The sequence below is a fragment of the Nocardioides sp. genome (genome assembly GCF_030655615.1).
Lineage (GTDB): Bacteria > Actinomycetota > Actinomycetes > Propionibacteriales > Nocardioidaceae > Nocardioides.
Genome location: NZ_JAURVJ010000228.1, coordinates 1 through 15,485, shown reverse-complemented (window position 1 = coordinate 15,485; position 15,485 = coordinate 1). Strand labels below are relative to the sequence as shown.

At 73.1% G+C, this 15,485-nt stretch carries 15 protein-coding genes and 1 pseudogene; 11 read left to right on the top strand and 5 right to left on the bottom strand.

Going from position 1 to position 15,485, the window contains the following annotated elements:
• Positions 1 to 431, top strand: a pseudogene (locus Q7T52_RS19960) (hypothetical protein); the annotation flags it as partial.
• Here Q7T52_RS19960 and Q7T52_RS19955 read toward each other — a convergent pair.
• Together Q7T52_RS19955 and Q7T52_RS19950 are read right to left on the bottom strand one after the other, a co-directional pair.
• Positions 395 to 769, bottom strand: a complete 375-nt coding sequence (locus Q7T52_RS19955) for a YchJ family protein (RefSeq protein ID WP_304805304.1) — start codon at positions 767 to 769, stop codon at positions 395 to 397. The pseudogene Q7T52_RS19960 and the gene Q7T52_RS19955 overlap by 37 nt on opposite strands.
• On the bottom strand, positions 766 to 1,590 hold the full coding sequence (locus tag Q7T52_RS19950; RefSeq protein ID WP_304805303.1) for an adenylate/guanylate cyclase domain-containing protein: 825 nt from the start codon (positions 1,588 to 1,590) through the stop codon (positions 766 to 768). The genes Q7T52_RS19955 and Q7T52_RS19950 overlap by 4 nt, the downstream gene beginning before the upstream one ends.
• 109 nt (positions 1,591 to 1,699) lie before the next feature.
• Here Q7T52_RS19950 and Q7T52_RS19945 point away from each other — a divergent pair, with 109 nt between their 5' ends.
• From Q7T52_RS19945 to Q7T52_RS19935, 3 genes are read left to right on the top strand one after another with little or no spacing between them, the layout of a single operon-like run.
• Entirely contained in the window at positions 1,700 to 2,605 is a 906-nt protein-coding gene (locus Q7T52_RS19945) for a DUF4397 domain-containing protein (protein ID WP_304805302.1), read from the top strand.
• A 26-nt stretch (positions 2,606 to 2,631) separates the two neighbouring features.
• The gene (locus Q7T52_RS19940; RefSeq protein ID WP_304805301.1) at positions 2,632 to 3,348 is read left to right on the top strand and encodes a class F sortase; all 717 of its coding nucleotides are present in this window, start codon (positions 2,632 to 2,634) and stop codon (positions 3,346 to 3,348) included.
• Positions 3,345 to 4,082, top strand: coding sequence for a hypothetical protein (locus tag Q7T52_RS19935; RefSeq protein WP_304805300.1), 738 nt, complete (start codon positions 3,345 to 3,347; stop codon positions 4,080 to 4,082). Before Q7T52_RS19940 ends, Q7T52_RS19935 begins: the two co-directional genes overlap by 4 nt.
• Before the next feature lie 591 nt (positions 4,083 to 4,673).
• On the opposite strand, the gene Q7T52_RS19930 is transcribed toward Q7T52_RS19935, so the two are convergent.
• The gene (locus Q7T52_RS19930; protein WP_304805299.1) at positions 4,674 to 6,092 is read right to left on the bottom strand and encodes a wax ester/triacylglycerol synthase family O-acyltransferase; all 1,419 of its coding nucleotides are present in this window, start codon (positions 6,090 to 6,092) and stop codon (positions 4,674 to 4,676) included.
• A 132-nt stretch (positions 6,093 to 6,224) separates the two neighbouring features.
• Between Q7T52_RS19930 and Q7T52_RS19925 the strand changes: the two genes are divergently transcribed.
• Positions 6,225 to 7,613: a magnesium chelatase gene (locus Q7T52_RS19925; protein ID WP_304805298.1), complete on the top strand. Its 1,389-nt coding sequence runs from the start codon at positions 6,225 to 6,227 to the stop codon at positions 7,611 to 7,613.
• A 147-nt stretch (positions 7,614 to 7,760) separates the two neighbouring features.
• A complete protein-coding gene (locus Q7T52_RS19920; RefSeq protein ID WP_304805297.1) occupies positions 7,761 to 9,818 on the top strand; it encodes a VWA domain-containing protein in 2,058 nt (685 codons plus the stop codon).
• Here Q7T52_RS19920 and Q7T52_RS19915 read toward each other — a convergent pair.
• Positions 9,797 to 10,675, bottom strand: coding sequence for an ABC transporter substrate-binding protein (locus Q7T52_RS19915; protein ID WP_304805296.1), 879 nt, complete (start codon positions 10,673 to 10,675; stop codon positions 9,797 to 9,799). The two genes, Q7T52_RS19920 and Q7T52_RS19915, sit on opposite strands and share 22 nt — an antisense overlap.
• Positions 10,676 to 10,716: 41 nt before the next feature.
• Entirely contained in the window at positions 10,717 to 11,823 is a 1,107-nt protein-coding gene (locus Q7T52_RS19910; protein ID WP_304805295.1) for an acyl-CoA desaturase, read from the bottom strand.
• 232 nt (positions 11,824 to 12,055) lie between these two features.
• On the opposite strand from Q7T52_RS19910, the gene Q7T52_RS19905 reads away from it, so the two are divergent.
• The 5 genes from Q7T52_RS19905 to Q7T52_RS19885 form a co-directional block, all read left to right on the top strand.
• Positions 12,056 to 13,051 carry a hypothetical protein gene (locus Q7T52_RS19905; RefSeq protein ID WP_304805294.1) on the top strand — a complete coding sequence of 332 codons (996 nt, stop codon included), beginning with the start codon at positions 12,056 to 12,058 and terminating at the stop codon, positions 13,049 to 13,051.
• Between the two features lie 78 nt (positions 13,052 to 13,129).
• Positions 13,130 to 13,909 (top strand): TSUP family transporter, encoded by a 780-nt coding sequence (locus Q7T52_RS19900; protein WP_304805293.1) that lies wholly within the window; start codon positions 13,130 to 13,132, stop codon positions 13,907 to 13,909.
• Positions 13,910 to 13,922: 13 nt separating this feature from the next.
• On the top strand, positions 13,923 to 14,243 hold the full coding sequence (locus Q7T52_RS19895) for a pyridoxamine 5'-phosphate oxidase (protein WP_304805292.1): 321 nt from the start codon (positions 13,923 to 13,925) through the stop codon (positions 14,241 to 14,243).
• Positions 14,240 to 14,971, top strand: coding sequence for a VOC family protein (locus Q7T52_RS19890; protein ID WP_304805291.1), 732 nt, complete (start codon positions 14,240 to 14,242; stop codon positions 14,969 to 14,971). Before Q7T52_RS19895 ends, Q7T52_RS19890 begins: the two co-directional genes overlap by 4 nt.
• 52 nt (positions 14,972 to 15,023) lie before the next feature.
• Positions 15,024 to 15,485, top strand: a 462-nt coding sequence (locus Q7T52_RS19885; protein ID WP_304805290.1) for a DUF6518 family protein, incomplete at its 3' end; no start/stop codon positions are given.

Sequence of the window (15,485 nt, the reverse complement as noted above, 5' to 3'; positions counted from 1 at the left end):
GTGCCGACCGCTGGGCGCGCGCCGAGCGGGTCGTCTTCGGCCCGGTGAGCGAGCTGCTCGCGGCCGCCGACGGTACGCCCGCCGCCGAGGTCGTGCGCGGGGTCGCTCGGCTCCTCGACGACGGTGCCACCGGGGACCTCGGGCCCGACCAGCTCGTGCACGCCGACCTCGCCGGCAACGTCCTCATCGACGGCTCCGGGGCGCCGCTGGTCATCGACGTCGCGCCCTGCTGGCGCCCGGTGCGCTGGGCCGAGGCCGTCTGCGTCCTCGACTCGGTGCGCTCGCTCGGGACACCGCCCGACGTGCTCGGTGCGTGGACGAGCGGCGTGCCGCAGCAGGCGATGCTGAGGGCGATCGCGTTCCGCGCGCTGAGTGACCCGGCCGGGTCGCCCGGCTACGACGACGTGCTGCCGGTCGTCGCCTCCACGTAGAACCAGCGCCCGGCGCGTCGGGCGAACACGCTGCGCTCGTGGAGCGTCCCGGGCTCGCCGAGGCGCTCGAACGACGCGGTGAACTCGACCTCGTCGCCGGCCGCGTCGTTTACCACCAGCCCGGTCCAGCGGACCTCGAGGTCGGGCGTGACGCTCAACGGTCTCGTGCGCGGGTGCCAGGTGCGCCACACGTAGTCGCCGTCGCGGACGGCGTACGCCGCGTAGCGCGAGCGCATCAGCTCCTCCGGCGTCGCGGCCTGCGCGGCGCCGCGGTGGAGCCGACCGCAGCACCCGTCGTAGGCCGTCCCGGAGCCGCAGGGGCAGTCCGGCTGGATCACTGGGTGACCACGCGGAAGACCGAGTGGCTGCCCGGGAGGCCCTTGAGCTCGACCTCGCCCATCTCGACCAGCCGGACGGCCGCGTCGTCGTCGAGCGACGCGGCGACGGCGTGCGTCGCGAGGACCTCGCCGCCGGTGGCCAGCGCCCCGACCCGGGCGGCCATGGCAACGTTGCGGCCGAAGTAGTCGCCGTCCTTGGAGATCACCTCGCCGGTGTGGATGCCGATCCGCACCCGGACCGGCGCGACCACGCGCAGCATCGGGTCGAGGGTGCGGCGCAGGTCCTTCTGCACCCCGACCGCCGCGCGACAGGCGGCCTCGGCGTCGCGGAACGCGATCATGAACCCGTCGCCGAAGCTCTTGACCACCTGCCCGCGGTAGCGCTCCACGCGGCCGCGGATGAGCGCGTCGTGCGCCGCCAGCACCCGGACCCACGTGTCGTCGCCCAGGCGCTCGTTGAGCGCCGTCGAGTCCTCGATGTCGGAGAAGACGAGGGTCACCCGGCCGTCGGCGTCGGCCATGTTGAGGATCTCCTGCTGCTCCGACGCCGCCCAGGTCTGCAGGTCGTCGATCGAGCTGGCCAGCACGCCAGACAGCCCGCGCTCGCGGACCTTGGTCGCCGTCTGCACCACCCGTCGTACGGCGCGCTCGGCGGCCGACGAGGCCGGCCGGGGACGCAGGGCCGTGGACAGGTCGGCCTCGAGCTCGTCGATCCGGGCCTGCTTGCCGGCGAGCTCGGCGCGGTGGCGCCGCACGGTCCCGAGCAGCACGCCGACCGTCACGGTCAACGCCACCGTCACGACGAGCAGCACCCAGACCACGCGCGCACTCTAACCGGGGACGGTCCCAGGCCCGCTGGGTCCGGCCCCTGCCACGGGTTGCGCGCACCACGTAGCATGGCCTCACATCATGCCTGGGGGGGCTTTTTCCATGATCCGTCGACTTCTGCTCACCGCTCTGTCCGCCGCCTGCGTGCTCGTGGCCGCTCCGGTCGGCGCCCATGCCGCACCCGTTGTCGGGCAGCGTGCCCCGGCGACGGGGCAGGTCCAGCTCATCCAGGGTGTTCCCGGCGTGACGGCGAGCGTGCGCGTCGACGGCAAGGAGGTCGGCACCGGTGCCCGTGTGGGCTCCGTGATGCCGCTCGACCTCGCGCCCGGCACCCACGAGGTCGCCTTCACCGACTCCGAGGGCACCGCGGCCAGCGTGAGCGTCAAGGTGGGCCGGGGCCAGAGCAGCGACGTCGTCTACCACCTTCCGGCCTCGCTGGGCGGTGAGCCGGTCGTCAGCACCTACCGGACGCCGACCAAGGCCATCGGGCCTGGCAAGGCCCGGGTGCTCATCGCGCACACCGCCACGCTCGCGCCCGCCGACGTCGAGGTCGACGGCAAGACGATCTTCAGCGACATCGCCAACGGCGAGTTCGCCGAGGCCGAGGTGCCGGCCGGCACGCTGTCGGTGTCCCTGATCCCGTCGCAGGGTGCGGGCAAGCCCGTGCTCGGCCCGCTCGACGTCACGCTCAAGCCCTCGACGGTGACCATGGTCTATGCCGTGGGCCGGCCCGACGACGGCACCATGCAGGTCATCACCCGCACCGCGAAGATCTCCCGCGACGGCACGGTCGTGCCCGACGCGATCGACACCGGCTCGGCCGGGCTGGCGGCCGACGTCACGGTCTCGCCGTTCGCGTCGGAGCCGAAGGCCGTCCCCGCCCAGCCCGACGGCCGCACCTCGTGGCCGTGGGTCGCGCTCGCGGGCGCCCTGGTCGTCGCGCTCGGCGCTGCCGGGCGACGCCTCACCGGTCAGGCCCGAGCCACCCGGCTCCTGAACAGCCACTGACCGGCCCGTCGGTCGAGGGCACCGAGATGTCGGACCAGCTCGCCCGGGTGCGCACCCGACGGCCCGTCCTGCTCCTGGGGGTGGTGGCGGCCGTCGCTGCCGTGACCCTCGTGGCCGTCGTACTGGGCACCGGCGGCTCGTCCGGGGCCGGTGGCACCGTCACGGCGTCGCCGGTCGCCCCCGCCACGCCCGGCGAGACCTCGACGGCGCCCGCGACCGACGCCCCGGTGCCCCACCGGGGCGGCCCCGCACGCCGGGCGACGTCGGTGCTGCTGGCCGAGGCGCCGACCGCGGTGGTGCTCGCGAGCGGGCGGACGGTCCCGGTGCAGGCGGTCTCGACGACGTCCGACGGCACCCTCGACGTACCCGACGACATCCGCCAGGCCGGCTGGTGGCGCGGAGGCTCCCGCCTGGCCGACCCCTTCGGCTCGACGCTGATCGCGGGCCACATCGACTCCACGACCCAGGGGCTCGGCCCGTTCGCCGAGCTGCTGCAGGCGGAGGACGGCGACCGGGTGACGGTCTCCTCGCGCGGGCTGGAGCAGACGTTCGTGGTCCGGTCGCTCGAGCTGGTGCCGCGCAGCACGGTCAACACGCTCTCGCGCATCTTCGGCCCCGCCGGCGACCGGCGGCTGGTGCTGGTGACGTGCGCGCCGCCGTACGACCACTCGGGTGGCGGCTACCAGAACCTCGCCCTGGTCACGGCCGTCCCCACCTCGGAGCCCCGCGAGGTCACGCCGTGACGGCGCGCACCGCGGGCGACGACGGAGCGCGTCGACCCCTCCTCTCCGGCGTGCCGGTGATCGCCGTGGTCGCGATGCTCAGCGCAGCCGCGGTCTGGGCACTCGTCCACCGCGCCGAGCTCGTCACGCTCGACCAGTCCGCCGCGAGCGTCTCGGCCGACGGGCCCGAGGCGTTCGGGGTCGACCGGCTGCCCAGCCAGCTGCCCGACGTCGGCGCCTTCGCCCGGGCGACCGTGCGACCCGACGGTGACGTCGTCGTGGACCAGTGGGTGCGGACCGCCCGACCCGTCACCCGGGTCACCCTCAAGCTCCCGCTCGGCTCGCCCGCGTCCGGCACCGCCGAGGAGATCGAGGTGACCAGCGCCGACGGTGCCGCGACCGGGCCGTCCGAGGTCATGTCCACCGGCTCCTACCTCGTCGCCCGGCCCACGACCGTGTTCCGGGCCCGCTACGTCCTGAGCGGCGTCACCGAGGTGAGCCCCTCGTCGAGCACGCGAGCCCTGGTGCGCTCGGTCGCCCTGAGCGTCGAGGCCACCGGCCGCGGTCGCGCCACCGGCGCCGGGCCCCGCCTCATCAGCGTCGAGTCCGCCAGCGTCCTCGCCCTCGCCTGCTCGGTCCCCGGCGACGAGAGCACCCTCACCCCGTGCGGCGAGCCCGACGACGCCGGCTGGCGGGTCGAGCTCGGCTCGGCCCGGAGGTCGGACCTGGTCGCGGCCCAGGTCGAGCTGGGCTGAGGTCGTCCGCCGTACGTCGGCTGGGGTGCGAGCGGAGCGAGCCTCGAAGCCTTCCTGTTGTCATGGGTCATTCGGGGTCCGGGTCGGGTGGCCGCGCGCGTAGCAGACCGCGTCTCGGCGTCAAGGACGCTCGCTTCGCGGTCGCCTGCGGCGATCCTTGACCCCGAGCCTCTCGCGGTCTGCTCCTCGGCGCGCAACGGCGAGGCCTCGCAAGCTCGGCTCGCCGTCGCCTACGCGGCCACCCGACCCGGCGGTGAGTGAGCCACCGTTCCGGTCGTTCTCAGGACACGGTTCGGTGGCGTGCTCACCGCCCGGTCAGGCCGGGCCGGGTGGGCGGTGTGTGAGCCACCGTTCCAGGCGATACGAGGCGCCGGTTCGGTGGCGTACGCACCGCCGGCCAGGGTCGGGGAGCCCGCGGGGTGAGGTTCCGCGACGAATCTTCTGCTTCCGTGCCGAAGCTTCGTAGGAGAACCGGGAGAAACGTCAGGTAGGCGTGACCAGTGGTGCGGGTGAGGGCGCTAGGCGCGCGGACAGCCCGACCCCGAATGACCCCAGGTCGAGCGAGACTAAGCCGTACTCCCGAAGCCGGGACTAGACGCTGTACGCCGACTCCAACCGCTCCAGCTCGTCACCGGAGTAGACGGCGATCCGCTGGAGGCTGGGGACGGAGTCGCGACAGCCGGTGTAGCCGATGTTGAACTCCCCGCCATAGCTGACGGCGGTGATGTTGAGGGCCTGGCCGTTGAAGAGCAGGCTGACCGGGAAGATCTCCTCCATCGGGGAGCCGTCGAGGTAGCGCGTCTCGGCGGGGCCGGGGACGTTGGAGATCACGACGTTGGCCGAGGGGCGCCCGTGGCCTCCGACGCCGAGGATCGCCTGGGTCAGGAACGGCGCCATGAGCACGCCGGTGTAGGCGTCCATCGCGGTCTGGCCGACCTCGGGGAGGCGTTCCTTGCCGAGGCGGGTCGAGGCCTTGATGGCCTCGAAGCGCTCCTCGGGGTCCTCGACGTCGGTGCCGAGGCGGGCGAAGAGGAAGGTGACGGCGTTGCCCACCTTGGCCCCCTCGTGAGCGCGCACCGAGACCGGAACGTTGGCCGTCAGCGACTCCGAGGGCAGCGCGTCGTGCTCGAGGAGGTAGCGCCGCAGCGCGCCGCCGGAGACGGCGAGGAAGACGTCGTTGAGGCTGCCGTCGGCGGCCTTGGCGAGGGTGCGCAGCCGGTCGATCCCGTAGTGCTGGGTCGCGAAGCGGCGCGGGGTGTGGATGCGGCCGTTGAAGATCGACTTCGGCGCGCGGAACGGCGCCCCGCGGACGCCGTTGGTGCCGGTGAGGGTCTCGGCGTAGGTCCGGCCGAGGGAGCCGGCGATCGCGGCACTGCTGCGCACGCCGGCCCCGACGAGGTCGGCGACGCCGCCGGACCCGGCCGGGACGAGCTCGGCCCTCTTCTCGCGCGGCGGCAGCCCGGACTGGTCGGCGCCGTGGGTGCCGACCGCCCACGGCGGCAGCAGGTCGCGGGCGTCGGGGTCGACGGAGAACATGCGTCGCAGCAACCGGATGCCGCCGACGCCGTCGACCTGCGAGTGGTGGGCCTTCATGTAGAGCGCCCAGCGGTCGGCGCGGCCGGTCTCGTCGTCGCGCAGGCCCTCGATGACGTGGACCTCCCAGAGCGGGTAGCGGCGATCCATCTTGGCCGAGTGCAACCGCGAGACGAGCACACCGAGCTCGCGCTGGCTGCCCGGCGCGGGCAGGGCGGAGTGGCGCAGGTGGTAGTCGAGGTCGATCGTGTCGTCGCGCACCTCGACCCAGCTCGGCACCGGCAGCGTCTTGAACAGGAAGTTGTAGGGCGGCTGGAACTCGCGTACGTCGCGCCACCGCCTCACGAGGTCGGCGACGAACGTCGGGCGGTCCTCGGGGACGCGGAAGGTCGCGAGCATCCCGACCTGCATCGGCGTACGAGAGGTCTCGGCGAAGAGCCAGGCCGAGTCGTTGATCTTGAGCAGCTTGCGGGCCATCCGTCGTACCCCCATGGACGTGGGCCGTCGATCGGCCCCACCGACGCAGCGTAGTCCGGACCGTGTGGCGCACCTCACGGTGACCACCTCGGACCGCCGCTGACCGTTGGCGGGCCCGAGTAGCGTGAAATCGTGACCTCAGCACCCACCGCCCGTACCGTCGCCCAGCTGCGCGAGTCGGGACACGTCCACAAGACGCTGCGGACCGAGATCCGCGACAACCTGCTCGCCAAGCTCGGCGCCGGCGAGGACCCCTGGCCGGGCCTGCACGGCTTCGAGAACACCGTCATCCCGCAGCTCGAGCGGGCCCTCATCGCCGGCCACGACATCGTCCTGCTCGGCGAGCGCGGTCAGGGCAAGACCCGCCTGCTGCGCACCATGGTCGGCCTGCTCGACGAGTGGACGCCGGTCATCGCCGGCTCCGACCTCGGCGAGCACCCGTTCGAGCCGATCACCCACGAGTCCAAGCGCCGCGCCGGCGAGCTCGGCGACGAGCTGCCGGTCGAGTGGCGCCACCGCGACGAGCGCTACGCCGAGAAGCTCGCCACCCCCGACACCTCGGTCGCCGACCTGATCGGCGACGTCGACCCGATGAAGGTCGCCGAGGGACGCTCGCTCGGCGACCCCGAGACCATCCACTTCGGCCTGATCCCGCGCTCGCACCGCGGGATCGTCGCCATCAACGAGCTGCCTGACCTCGCCGAGCGCATCCAGGTCGCGATGCTCAACGTGATGGAGGAGCGCGACATCCAGATCCGCGGCTACGTGCTGCGGCTGCCGCTCGACGTCCTCGTCGTGGCCAGCGCCAACCCCGAGGACTACACCAACCGCGGCCGGATCATCACCCCGCTCAAGGACCGCTTCGGCGCCGAGATCCGCACCCACTACCCGACCGAGCTCGACGCCGAGATCGCCGTCATCCGCCAAGAGGCCGAGCTCGTCGCCGAGGTGCCCGACTACCTCGTCGAGATCCTGGCCCGCTTCACCCGCCAGCTCCGCGACTCCTCGGCCGTCGACCAGCGCTCCGGCGTCTCGGCCCGCTTCGCGATCGCCGGCGCCGAGACCATCGCCGCCGCCGCGATCCACCGCGCGACGGTCCAGCGCGAGGACGAGGCCGTCGCCCGCGTCGTCGACCTCGAGACGGCCGTCGAGGTGCTCGGCGGCAAGATCGAGTTCGAGTCCGGCGAGGAGGGCCGCGAGGACGAGATCCTCACCCACCTCCTCCGTACGGCGATCGCCGAGACGGTCCGCGCCCACTTCCGCGGCCTCGACTTCGCGCTCCTGGTCGACAAGATCGAGACCGGCGTCATGGTGACCACCGGCGAGCAGGTCACGGCCCGCGACTTCCTCACCGGACTGCCGGTGCTGGGGGAGTCCGACCTCTACGACCAGGTCTGCGACCGGCTCGGCGCGACCAACGACGGCCAGCGCGCCGGCGCCATCGAGCTCGCGCTCGAGGGGCTCTACCTCGCCCGCAAGATCGGCAAGGACTCCGACGGCTCCGAGACCGTCTATGGCTGAGAAGGCGGTCTGGGGGGTGGCTCGGGGCCGGCAGGAATACCCGGTCCACCGGGTATCCCTGCACTTCGAGGGCAATGCAACACCCGTTAAGTGCAGGAACACCCGGTTCACCGGGTATTCCTGCCCCATCTCACCGGGGACGATCTGATGCCGAGGACCCGCGCCAGCCGATTCAAGAAGTACGACGGCGGCGACCCGCTCGCTGCGCCCGTCGACCTGGCCGAGGCGCTGGACGCCATCGGTGAGGACGTGATGGCCGGCTACAGCCCGGAGCGGGCGATGCGCGAGTTCCTGCGCCGTGGCGGCCAGGACCAGGCGGGGCTCGACGAGCTCGCCCGCAAGGTGGCCGAGAAGCGGCGCGAGCTGCTGCAGCAGAACAACCTCGACGGCACCCTGCGCGAGGTCAGGGAGCTGCTCGACAAGGCGGTGCTCGAGGAGCGCAAGCAGCTCGCACGCGACGCGATGATGGACGACGCCGACCGCGCGTTCCGCGAGATGCAGCTGGAGAACCTCTCCCCGTCGACCGCCGCCGCGGTCAGCGAGCTGAGCGACTACGACTGGCAGAGCCCCGAGGCGCGGGCGGCGTACGAGGAGATCAAGGACCTGCTCGGGCGCGAGCTGCTCGACCAGCGCTTCAAGGGCATGAAGGACGCCCTCGAGGGCGCCACCGACGCCGACCGGGCCGCGATCAACGAGATGCTCGGCGACCTCAACGAGCTGCTCGCCAAGCACGCCCAGGGTGAGGACACCCCCGAGGACTTCGCCGACTTCATGGCCAAGCACGGCGAGTTCTTCCCCGAGAACCCGCAGTCGATCGACGAGCTGCTCGACACGATGGCGCAGCGCGCCGCCGCCGCGCAGCGGATGCTCAACTCGATGAGCCCCGAGCAGCGCCAGGAGCTGATGGAGCTCAGCGCCCAGGCCTTCGGGTCGCCCGAGCTCATGGACCAGCTGGGCCAGCTCGACGCCAACCTGCAGTCACTGCGTCCCGGCGAGGACTGGGGCGGCTCCGAGCGGTTCGACGGCGAGCAGGGGGTCGGCCTCGGCGACGGCACCGGGGTCCTCCAGGACCTGGCCGACCTCGACGACCTCGCCGAGCAGCTCGCCCAGTCCTACAACGGCTCGCGGATGGACGACGTCGACCTCGACAAGCTCGCCCGCCAGCTCGGTGACCAGGCCGCCGTCGACGCCAAGACCCTGCAGGAGCTGGAGAAGGCGCTGCGCGACAGCGGCACGCTCAAGCGCGGCTCCGACGGCCAGCTCAAGCTCACGCCCAAGGCGATGCGCCAGCTCGGCAAGGCCCTGCTCAAGGACGTCGCCCAGCGGATGAGCGGACGCCAGGGCGCGCGGGAGATGAACAAGGCCGGGGCCGCGGGGGAGCGGTCGGGTGCGACGCGGGAGTGGGCCTTCGGCGACACCGAGCCGTGGGACCTGCCGCGCACCATCCTCAACGGGGTCGGACGCCGTGCGACCGACCCGTCCGACCGCCGCCTGATCGCGATCGACGACGTCGAGGTGCAGGAGACCGAGGCCCGCACCCAGGCCTGCGTCGCGCTGCTCGTCGACACGTCCTTCTCGATGGCGATGGACGGACGGTGGGTGCCGATGAAGCGCACCGCCCTAGCCCTGCACACGCTCATCAAGAGCCGGTTCCGCGGTGACCACCTGCAGCTCATCGGCTTCGGCCGCCACGCCGAGGTGATGGACATCGAGCAGCTGACCGCGCTCGACGCCAGGTGGGACAAGGGCACCAACCTCCACCACGCCCTTCTGCTCGCCAACCGCCACTTCCGCAAGCACCCCAACGCCCAGCCCGTGCTGCTGATCGTCACCGACGGCGAGCCGACCTCGCACCTCGAGGCCAGCGGCGACGTCTACTTCTCCTACCCGCCGCACCCGGTCACGATCGCCAACGCCGTCCGTGAGCTCGACAACTCCCGCCGCATGGGCGCGCAGACGACGTTCTTCCGGCTCGGCGACGACCCGGGCCTGGCCCGCTTCATCGAGCAGATGGCCCAGCGCGTCGACGGCCGGATGGTCAGCCCCGAGCTCGACGACCTGGGCGCCGCCGTCGTTGGGTCCTACCTCGGCTCCCGTGACGCGGGCCGCCCCGGCGGGATGTTCGGCTCGGGCGGGATGACTGCGATGCGCTCGGCGTACGGCGACATGTTCGGCGGGCGCGGCTACTGGGTCGGCGACGACTGAGCCGGTCGGACGACCCGGTCGAGCACCCCGGCCAGCTCCTCGACCCCGTCGACGATCCGCGGCCCGGGCCGCGCCCACATCCCGTCGGCGTCGACGGCGTGCACCAGCACCCCGTCGGGCAGCAGCCCGTCGGCGACGAGCTGGTCGGCCTGCGCCTGGGCGCCCGTGCGGTCGTAGCCGCACGGCGCCACGACCACCACGTCGGGCCGGGCGTCGTGCACGGCGTCCCAGAGGACCCGGGTCGACTTCTCGCCCGCGGCGCCCAGCACGCACTCGCCGCCGGCGAGCTCGACCATCTCGGGGATCCAGTGGCCCGGGGCGTAGGGCGGGTCGGTCCACTCGAGCACCACGACCCGCGGTCGCGGTCGGTCGCCGACCTGGCGTCGTACGACGTCGAGGCGCGTGCGCAGCGAGGCGACGAGCGCAGCGGCCTCGGCGGCCCGGCCGACGGCGGCGCCCAGCGTCAGCACGGACCCCAGCACCTCGGCGACGGTGTGCGGGTCGAAGGTGAGGACCTCGGCCGTGCAGCCCAGGTGGGCCAGGGCGTCGTCGACGACCGTGACGTCGACTGCGCACACGGCGCACAGGTCCTGGGTCACGACGAGCTCGGCGTCGAGCCCGGCGAGCGCGCCGGCGTCGAGGCGGTAGAGGTCCTCACCGCGCGCGACGGCGGCAGCGACGAAGGCGTCGATCGCGGCCGGGGTCAGGCCCGACGGCATCGCCGTACCCGACACGATCGGGCGGGTGCGCGCCTCGGCCGGGTGGTCGCACTCGAAGGTCACACCGACCACGTCGTCGCCGGCACCGACCGCGAAGAGGATCTCGGTCGTCGAGGGCAGCAGGGAGACGATGCGCACCCGGCCACCGTAGCCGCCGTCAGTCGCCGATCAGTCGCCGATCAGTCGCGCAGCGTCGACGCCAACGGGCAGTCGAAGGGCCCGCGGGCCCGCAGCCCGACGTTGTTGAGGTAGTCGATCACGACGGCCCACGAGGCCACGAGGCCCAGCTCGGCGTACGGCACCTCGTGGCGAGAGCAGTGCTCTCGGACCAGGGGACGGGCCCGCTTGAGGTTCGGGCGCGGCATGCTCGGGAACAGGTGGTGCTCGATCTGGTAGTTGAGCCCGCCCATCATCGCGTCGACGACCACGCTGCCGCGCACGTTGCGCGACATGAGGACCTGGCGCTGCAGGAAGTCGATCTTCATCGTGCGCGGCACGATCGGCATCCCCTTGTGGCTGGGCGCGAACGACCCGCCGAGGCAGAGCCCGAACACGGCCATCTGGACGAAGAAGAACGCCACGGCCTTGCCGGGCGGCAGCAGGACCGCCAGCCCCGCGACGTAGGCCCCGAGCCGCGTCGTCACGAGACCGAGCTCCACCCAGCGGTGCGGCACCGGGTCGCGGCCGAGGAGCAGGCGTACGCCGGCCGCGTGCAGGTTGAGCCCCTCGAGGGTCAGCAACGGGAAGAACAGCCAGCCCTGGCGCTGCTGGAACCAGCCCGCGGCTCCGGTGGTGCGCTCGGCGGCGATGTCACGGGTGAACGCGAGCGCGCCCGGGGCGATGTCGGGGTCGGCGCCCTCCTGGTTGGGGTTGGCGTGGTGGCGGTTGTGCTTGCCCCGCCACCAGCCATAGCTGAGCCCAGCGAAGACACCGGACAGCAGCCGGGCGGTCCAGTCGTTCCAGGCCGCGGTCGCGAAGATCTGCCGGTGCGCCGCGTCGTGGCCGAGGAACCCGAACTGCGTGACGAGCAGCCCCATCCCGGCCGCCAGCACGAGCTGCCACCACGAGTCGCCGAGCTGGACCACCGCGGCCGTCAGGAGCCCGAAGGCCAGCACGCACGCGACGATCCGGCTCCAGTAGTAGCCGTAGCGACGCTCCATCAGCCCGCTGGCCCGGATCGTCGCCGCGAGCTCGGTGTAGGTGCTGGTCGTCGCGGACATCGGCCGCGGCGCCCGGGGGAGGCGCGTCGGCGCGACCTCGTCGGGAACGAGCTCGGGGATGCTCATGGACGTCCTCCAGCCATCGAGTGCGAGTGGCCGTCGGGGTCCTGGACGACGGGCGATCTCCGCCGACCGTAGTCCCCGCCGGACCGGATGGCGACCTCCCCGCGGGTGGGGTCGGGCGGCCCGGGACGTGGCACCGATCCGGGACCGACGGGGGCCCGCTCGGGCCTGTTGCGACCGGCGCCGGCGTCCTACCGTCCCGGTGACCGCACGCCGCCCTCCGAAGGGACCCGCCATGCCCGCTCGCCGCCTGCCCCAGCCCACCTACGCCAACGTGATGGCCACCCTGGCCGTGCTGCTCTCGCTCGGCACCGGGACGGCGTACGCCGCGGGGCTGGCCGGCAACAGCGTCAAGAGCCGCCACATCGCGACCAACGCCGTCACCCAGCGCCACATCGCCAACAACGCGGTCCGGGCCCCCGACCTCGCCAACGGCGTCGTCGGGTCGCGGTCCATCGCCGACAGCGGTGTCGAGGCCGACGACCTCGGGACCAACGCGGTCGGGCAGCGGGCGATCGCGGACAGCTCCATCGGCAGCGGCGAGATGGCCTCCAACTCGGTCGGCAAGAGCGAGCTCAAGGCCGGCACGGTCGACAGCTCCAAGATCCAGGACGAGACCATCACCGGCTCCGACATCGAGGAGGGCGCGATCAGCTCGACCCGGATGACGACCGGGGTCAGGAACCTGCTCTTCAACGCCGGCGTCCTGGCGGTCAACAAGACCTTCGCCGACGTGTCGGTGAGCAACAGCTCCTGGCCGGGTGGTGCGCCCGCCAGCGGCGCCCAGCTGACGGCCACCTGGACCCAGCCGGCCAACACCCTCGACGTCGTGTCGGGCTTCGCGCGCGTCGCGTACCCCACCTCGTGCTCGCAGACCGCGTCGCCACCCGGTCGTGGTCTCGACGTCAAGATCGCCGACGCCGGCGGCCGGGTGATCTCGGCCAGCTCCGCCCAGCGGACCGAGTCGACGAACTACAACGGCAACGGCTTCTGGGCCGAGCAGGCCGACCTGCCCGGCGTCGAGTTCCACGCCCCGTTCGGCTCCGACCTGGCCAACAGCCCGGACAACTTCGTCGACTACATCCACCTGCCGTTCGAGCTGGCCGAGACCGTCACCGGCGGCTCCACCGCGGAGCGGTCGGTCAAGGTGTTCCTCAAGCGGAGCAGCTCCAACTGCACGCCGGAGGTGACCGACGCGAGGATCCTGGTCTACCGCTACACACTGCCTTGATGGGTCCCGTCATGGGGCGACGGGCGGCCTGCCGGACACCCCCGCCCGGCGCCACACGGCGGGACCTAGGGTTCTCGGGTGTCCGACCCGTCCTCGACCGTGCTGGCGCTGCTGGTGCTGGCGGCGGTGACGGCGGGTTACGTCGACGCCGTCGTCGGCGGCGGCGGACTCGTCCAGCTGCCGGCCCTGCTCCTCGGGCTGCCCGGCGCCAGCCCGGTCCAGATCCTCGCCACCAACAAGCTGGCCGCCATCTGCGGCACGACGGTCAGCTCGGTCACCTACTACCGCCGGGTCAAGCCCGACCCGCGCACCTTCCTGCCGCTGATGGCGCTGGCGTTCGCGGGCTCGGCCACCGGCGCGCTCGTGGCGAGCAACCTGCCGCGCAGCGCGTTCGACCCGATCGTGCTCGTGGCGCTGGTCGTGGTCGGTGCCTACGTGCTGGTCAAGCCCGACCTCGGCGGCGAGACCGAGCTCAAGCACACCGGCCGCCGGCACACCGCGATGGCGATGCTGACCGGCTTCACGATCGGGTTCTACGACGGCGCGCTGGGTCCGGGCACGGGCAGCTTCCTGACGTTCGCCCTCGTGGGGCTGCTCGGCTACGGGTTCCTCGAGGCGAGCGCCAAGGCGCGACTGGCCAACTGGGCGACCAACCTCGCCGCCCTGTGCGTGTTCGTCCCGCAGGGCGCGGTGCTCTGGCACGTCGGTCTCGTGCTCGGGGCCGCCAACGTGGTCGGCGGCTACCTCGGCGCGCGGACGGCGGTGGCCCGCGGCGCCGGGTTCGTCCGCGGCTTCTTCGTCGTCGTGGTCAGCGCGTTCATCGTCCGGATCGGAGGGGACGTCGTCGGCCTCTGGTGACTACCGTGACCGCATGAGCATCCCCGTCGCGATCGACCGCCTCGCCGAGACCCTGGCCGACTTCGACGCCGGATACCTCCTCACCACGGCCGACGCGCGGGTCAAGGCCGTCAGCGTGGTGCCGACGTACGCCGACGGCGTGCTCCGGATCGCGACGCCCGGCCGGGGGAGCGTGGCCAACGTCGGGGCCAACGCCGTCGTGACCCTGCTCTACCCGCCGCGGGAGGCACCGGGCTTCAGCCTGCTCGTCGACGGCACCGCCGTCGTCGACGGCGACAACGTCGTGGTCACCCCGGGGAGCGCCATCCTGCACAAGCCGGCGGTCGGTGCATGACGACGACTCCGTTCTGGGTCAGTGCCTTCCTCGACTTCACCGAGTCCTCCTTCGAGCGCGGCGTCGTCTTCTGGGCCGAGGTCACCGGGTCGCGGGTCTCGCCGCGGCGTGGCGACGAGGGCGAGTTCGCCACCCTCGTCCCGCCCGACGGTGACGACCACCTGCGGGTGCAGCGGCTGCGGACGGGCCACTCCGGTCTCCACCTCGACCTCCACGTCCCCGACCCCCGCGCCGCGGCCGACCGGGCGGTCGGGCTCGGCGCCACCGAGGTCGCCGACTGGGGCTACGTCGTGATGAGCTCGCCCGCCGGGCTCACGTTCTGCTTCGTCGGCCACCGCGCGTCGCGGCGGTCGTCGCCGGTCGCCTGGCCCGGCGGCCGGTCGGCGGTCGACCAGGTCTGCCTCGACATCGGGCCGGCCGCCTACGACGCGGAGCTCGACTTCTGGCGGGCGGTGACCGACTTCTCGCCCACGCCGACCTCCTCGCCGGAGTTCCGTCGGCTCGACGGTCCCGGCCCCTTGCGGTTCCTGCTGCAGCGGCTCGACGACGAGCAGGCGCCCCGCTTCCACCTCGACCTCTCGGCCGACGACCGGGCGGCCGAGGTCGCCCGCCACCGCGCGCTCGGGGCGACCCACGTCGCCGAGGGACGCGGCTGGACGGTCCTCGCCGACCCGGGCGGCACGCGCTACTGCGTCACCGACCGCGAGCCGGCACCTGCGGCCAGCTGACCGGTACCTCGGGCGGAGGCTGCGCCCCTCCCACCTCCCTAGCGTCGTCGTCATGACGACGCACCACCTCACCAGCGCACCCGACACCCACCGACCGGTCGACCGCGACACCAGCGCGGTGCTGGCGCAGGCCGCCGGGACCGGCCTGGCGCTCGGGGTCGCCGACCTGCTCCTGATCCACCTGCTGCCCTACCCGCTGGCCGACCTGGCCAACTCGTCGGCGATGTGGGCGCTGGCCGCGTTCGTCCTCGGCCGGGTGCAGCGGGCCGGCCCGGCCCTCGGGGCGGCGGCCGGCGCCGTGCTGCTCGTGGTGGGCGTGGAGTCCTACTACCTGGCCGCGGCCGTCGTCGACCTCGCCTCGCCGGTCTCCCTCGTCAGCACGACCACCGTCGCGTGGTGCGTGATGGCGGTCCTCGCCGGCGCCGCGTTCGGGGCGGCCGGGTCGTGGTCGCTCGACCCCGACGCGTGGCGCGCGGCCGCAGCGGTCGCCCTGCTCGCCGGGGTGCTCCTCGCC

Excerpts from the sequence above, each read along its gene's own strand:
- Q7T52_RS19945 (WP_304805302.1), top strand. The coding sequence starts at position 1,700 with ATGATCCGTCGACTTCTGCTCACCGCTCTGTCCGCCGCCTGCGTGCTC.
- Q7T52_RS19940 (WP_304805301.1), top strand. The coding sequence starts at position 2,632 with ATGTCGGACCAGCTCGCCCGGGTGCGCACCCGACGGCCCGTCCTGCTC.
- Q7T52_RS19930 (WP_304805299.1), bottom strand. The coding sequence starts at position 6,092 with ATGGCCCGCAAGCTGCTCAAGATCAACGACTCGGCCTGGCTCTTCGCC.
- Q7T52_RS19920 (WP_304805297.1), top strand. The coding sequence starts at position 7,761 with ATGCCGAGGACCCGCGCCAGCCGATTCAAGAAGTACGACGGCGGCGAC.
- Q7T52_RS19910 (WP_304805295.1), bottom strand. The coding sequence starts at position 11,823 with ATGAGCATCCCCGAGCTCGTTCCCGACGAGGTCGCGCCGACGCGCCTC.
- Q7T52_RS19905 (WP_304805294.1), top strand. The coding sequence starts at position 12,056 with ATGCCCGCTCGCCGCCTGCCCCAGCCCACCTACGCCAACGTGATGGCC.
- Q7T52_RS19895 (WP_304805292.1), top strand. The coding sequence starts at position 13,923 with ATGAGCATCCCCGTCGCGATCGACCGCCTCGCCGAGACCCTGGCCGAC.
- Q7T52_RS19890 (WP_304805291.1), top strand. The coding sequence starts at position 14,240 with ATGACGACGACTCCGTTCTGGGTCAGTGCCTTCCTCGACTTCACCGAG.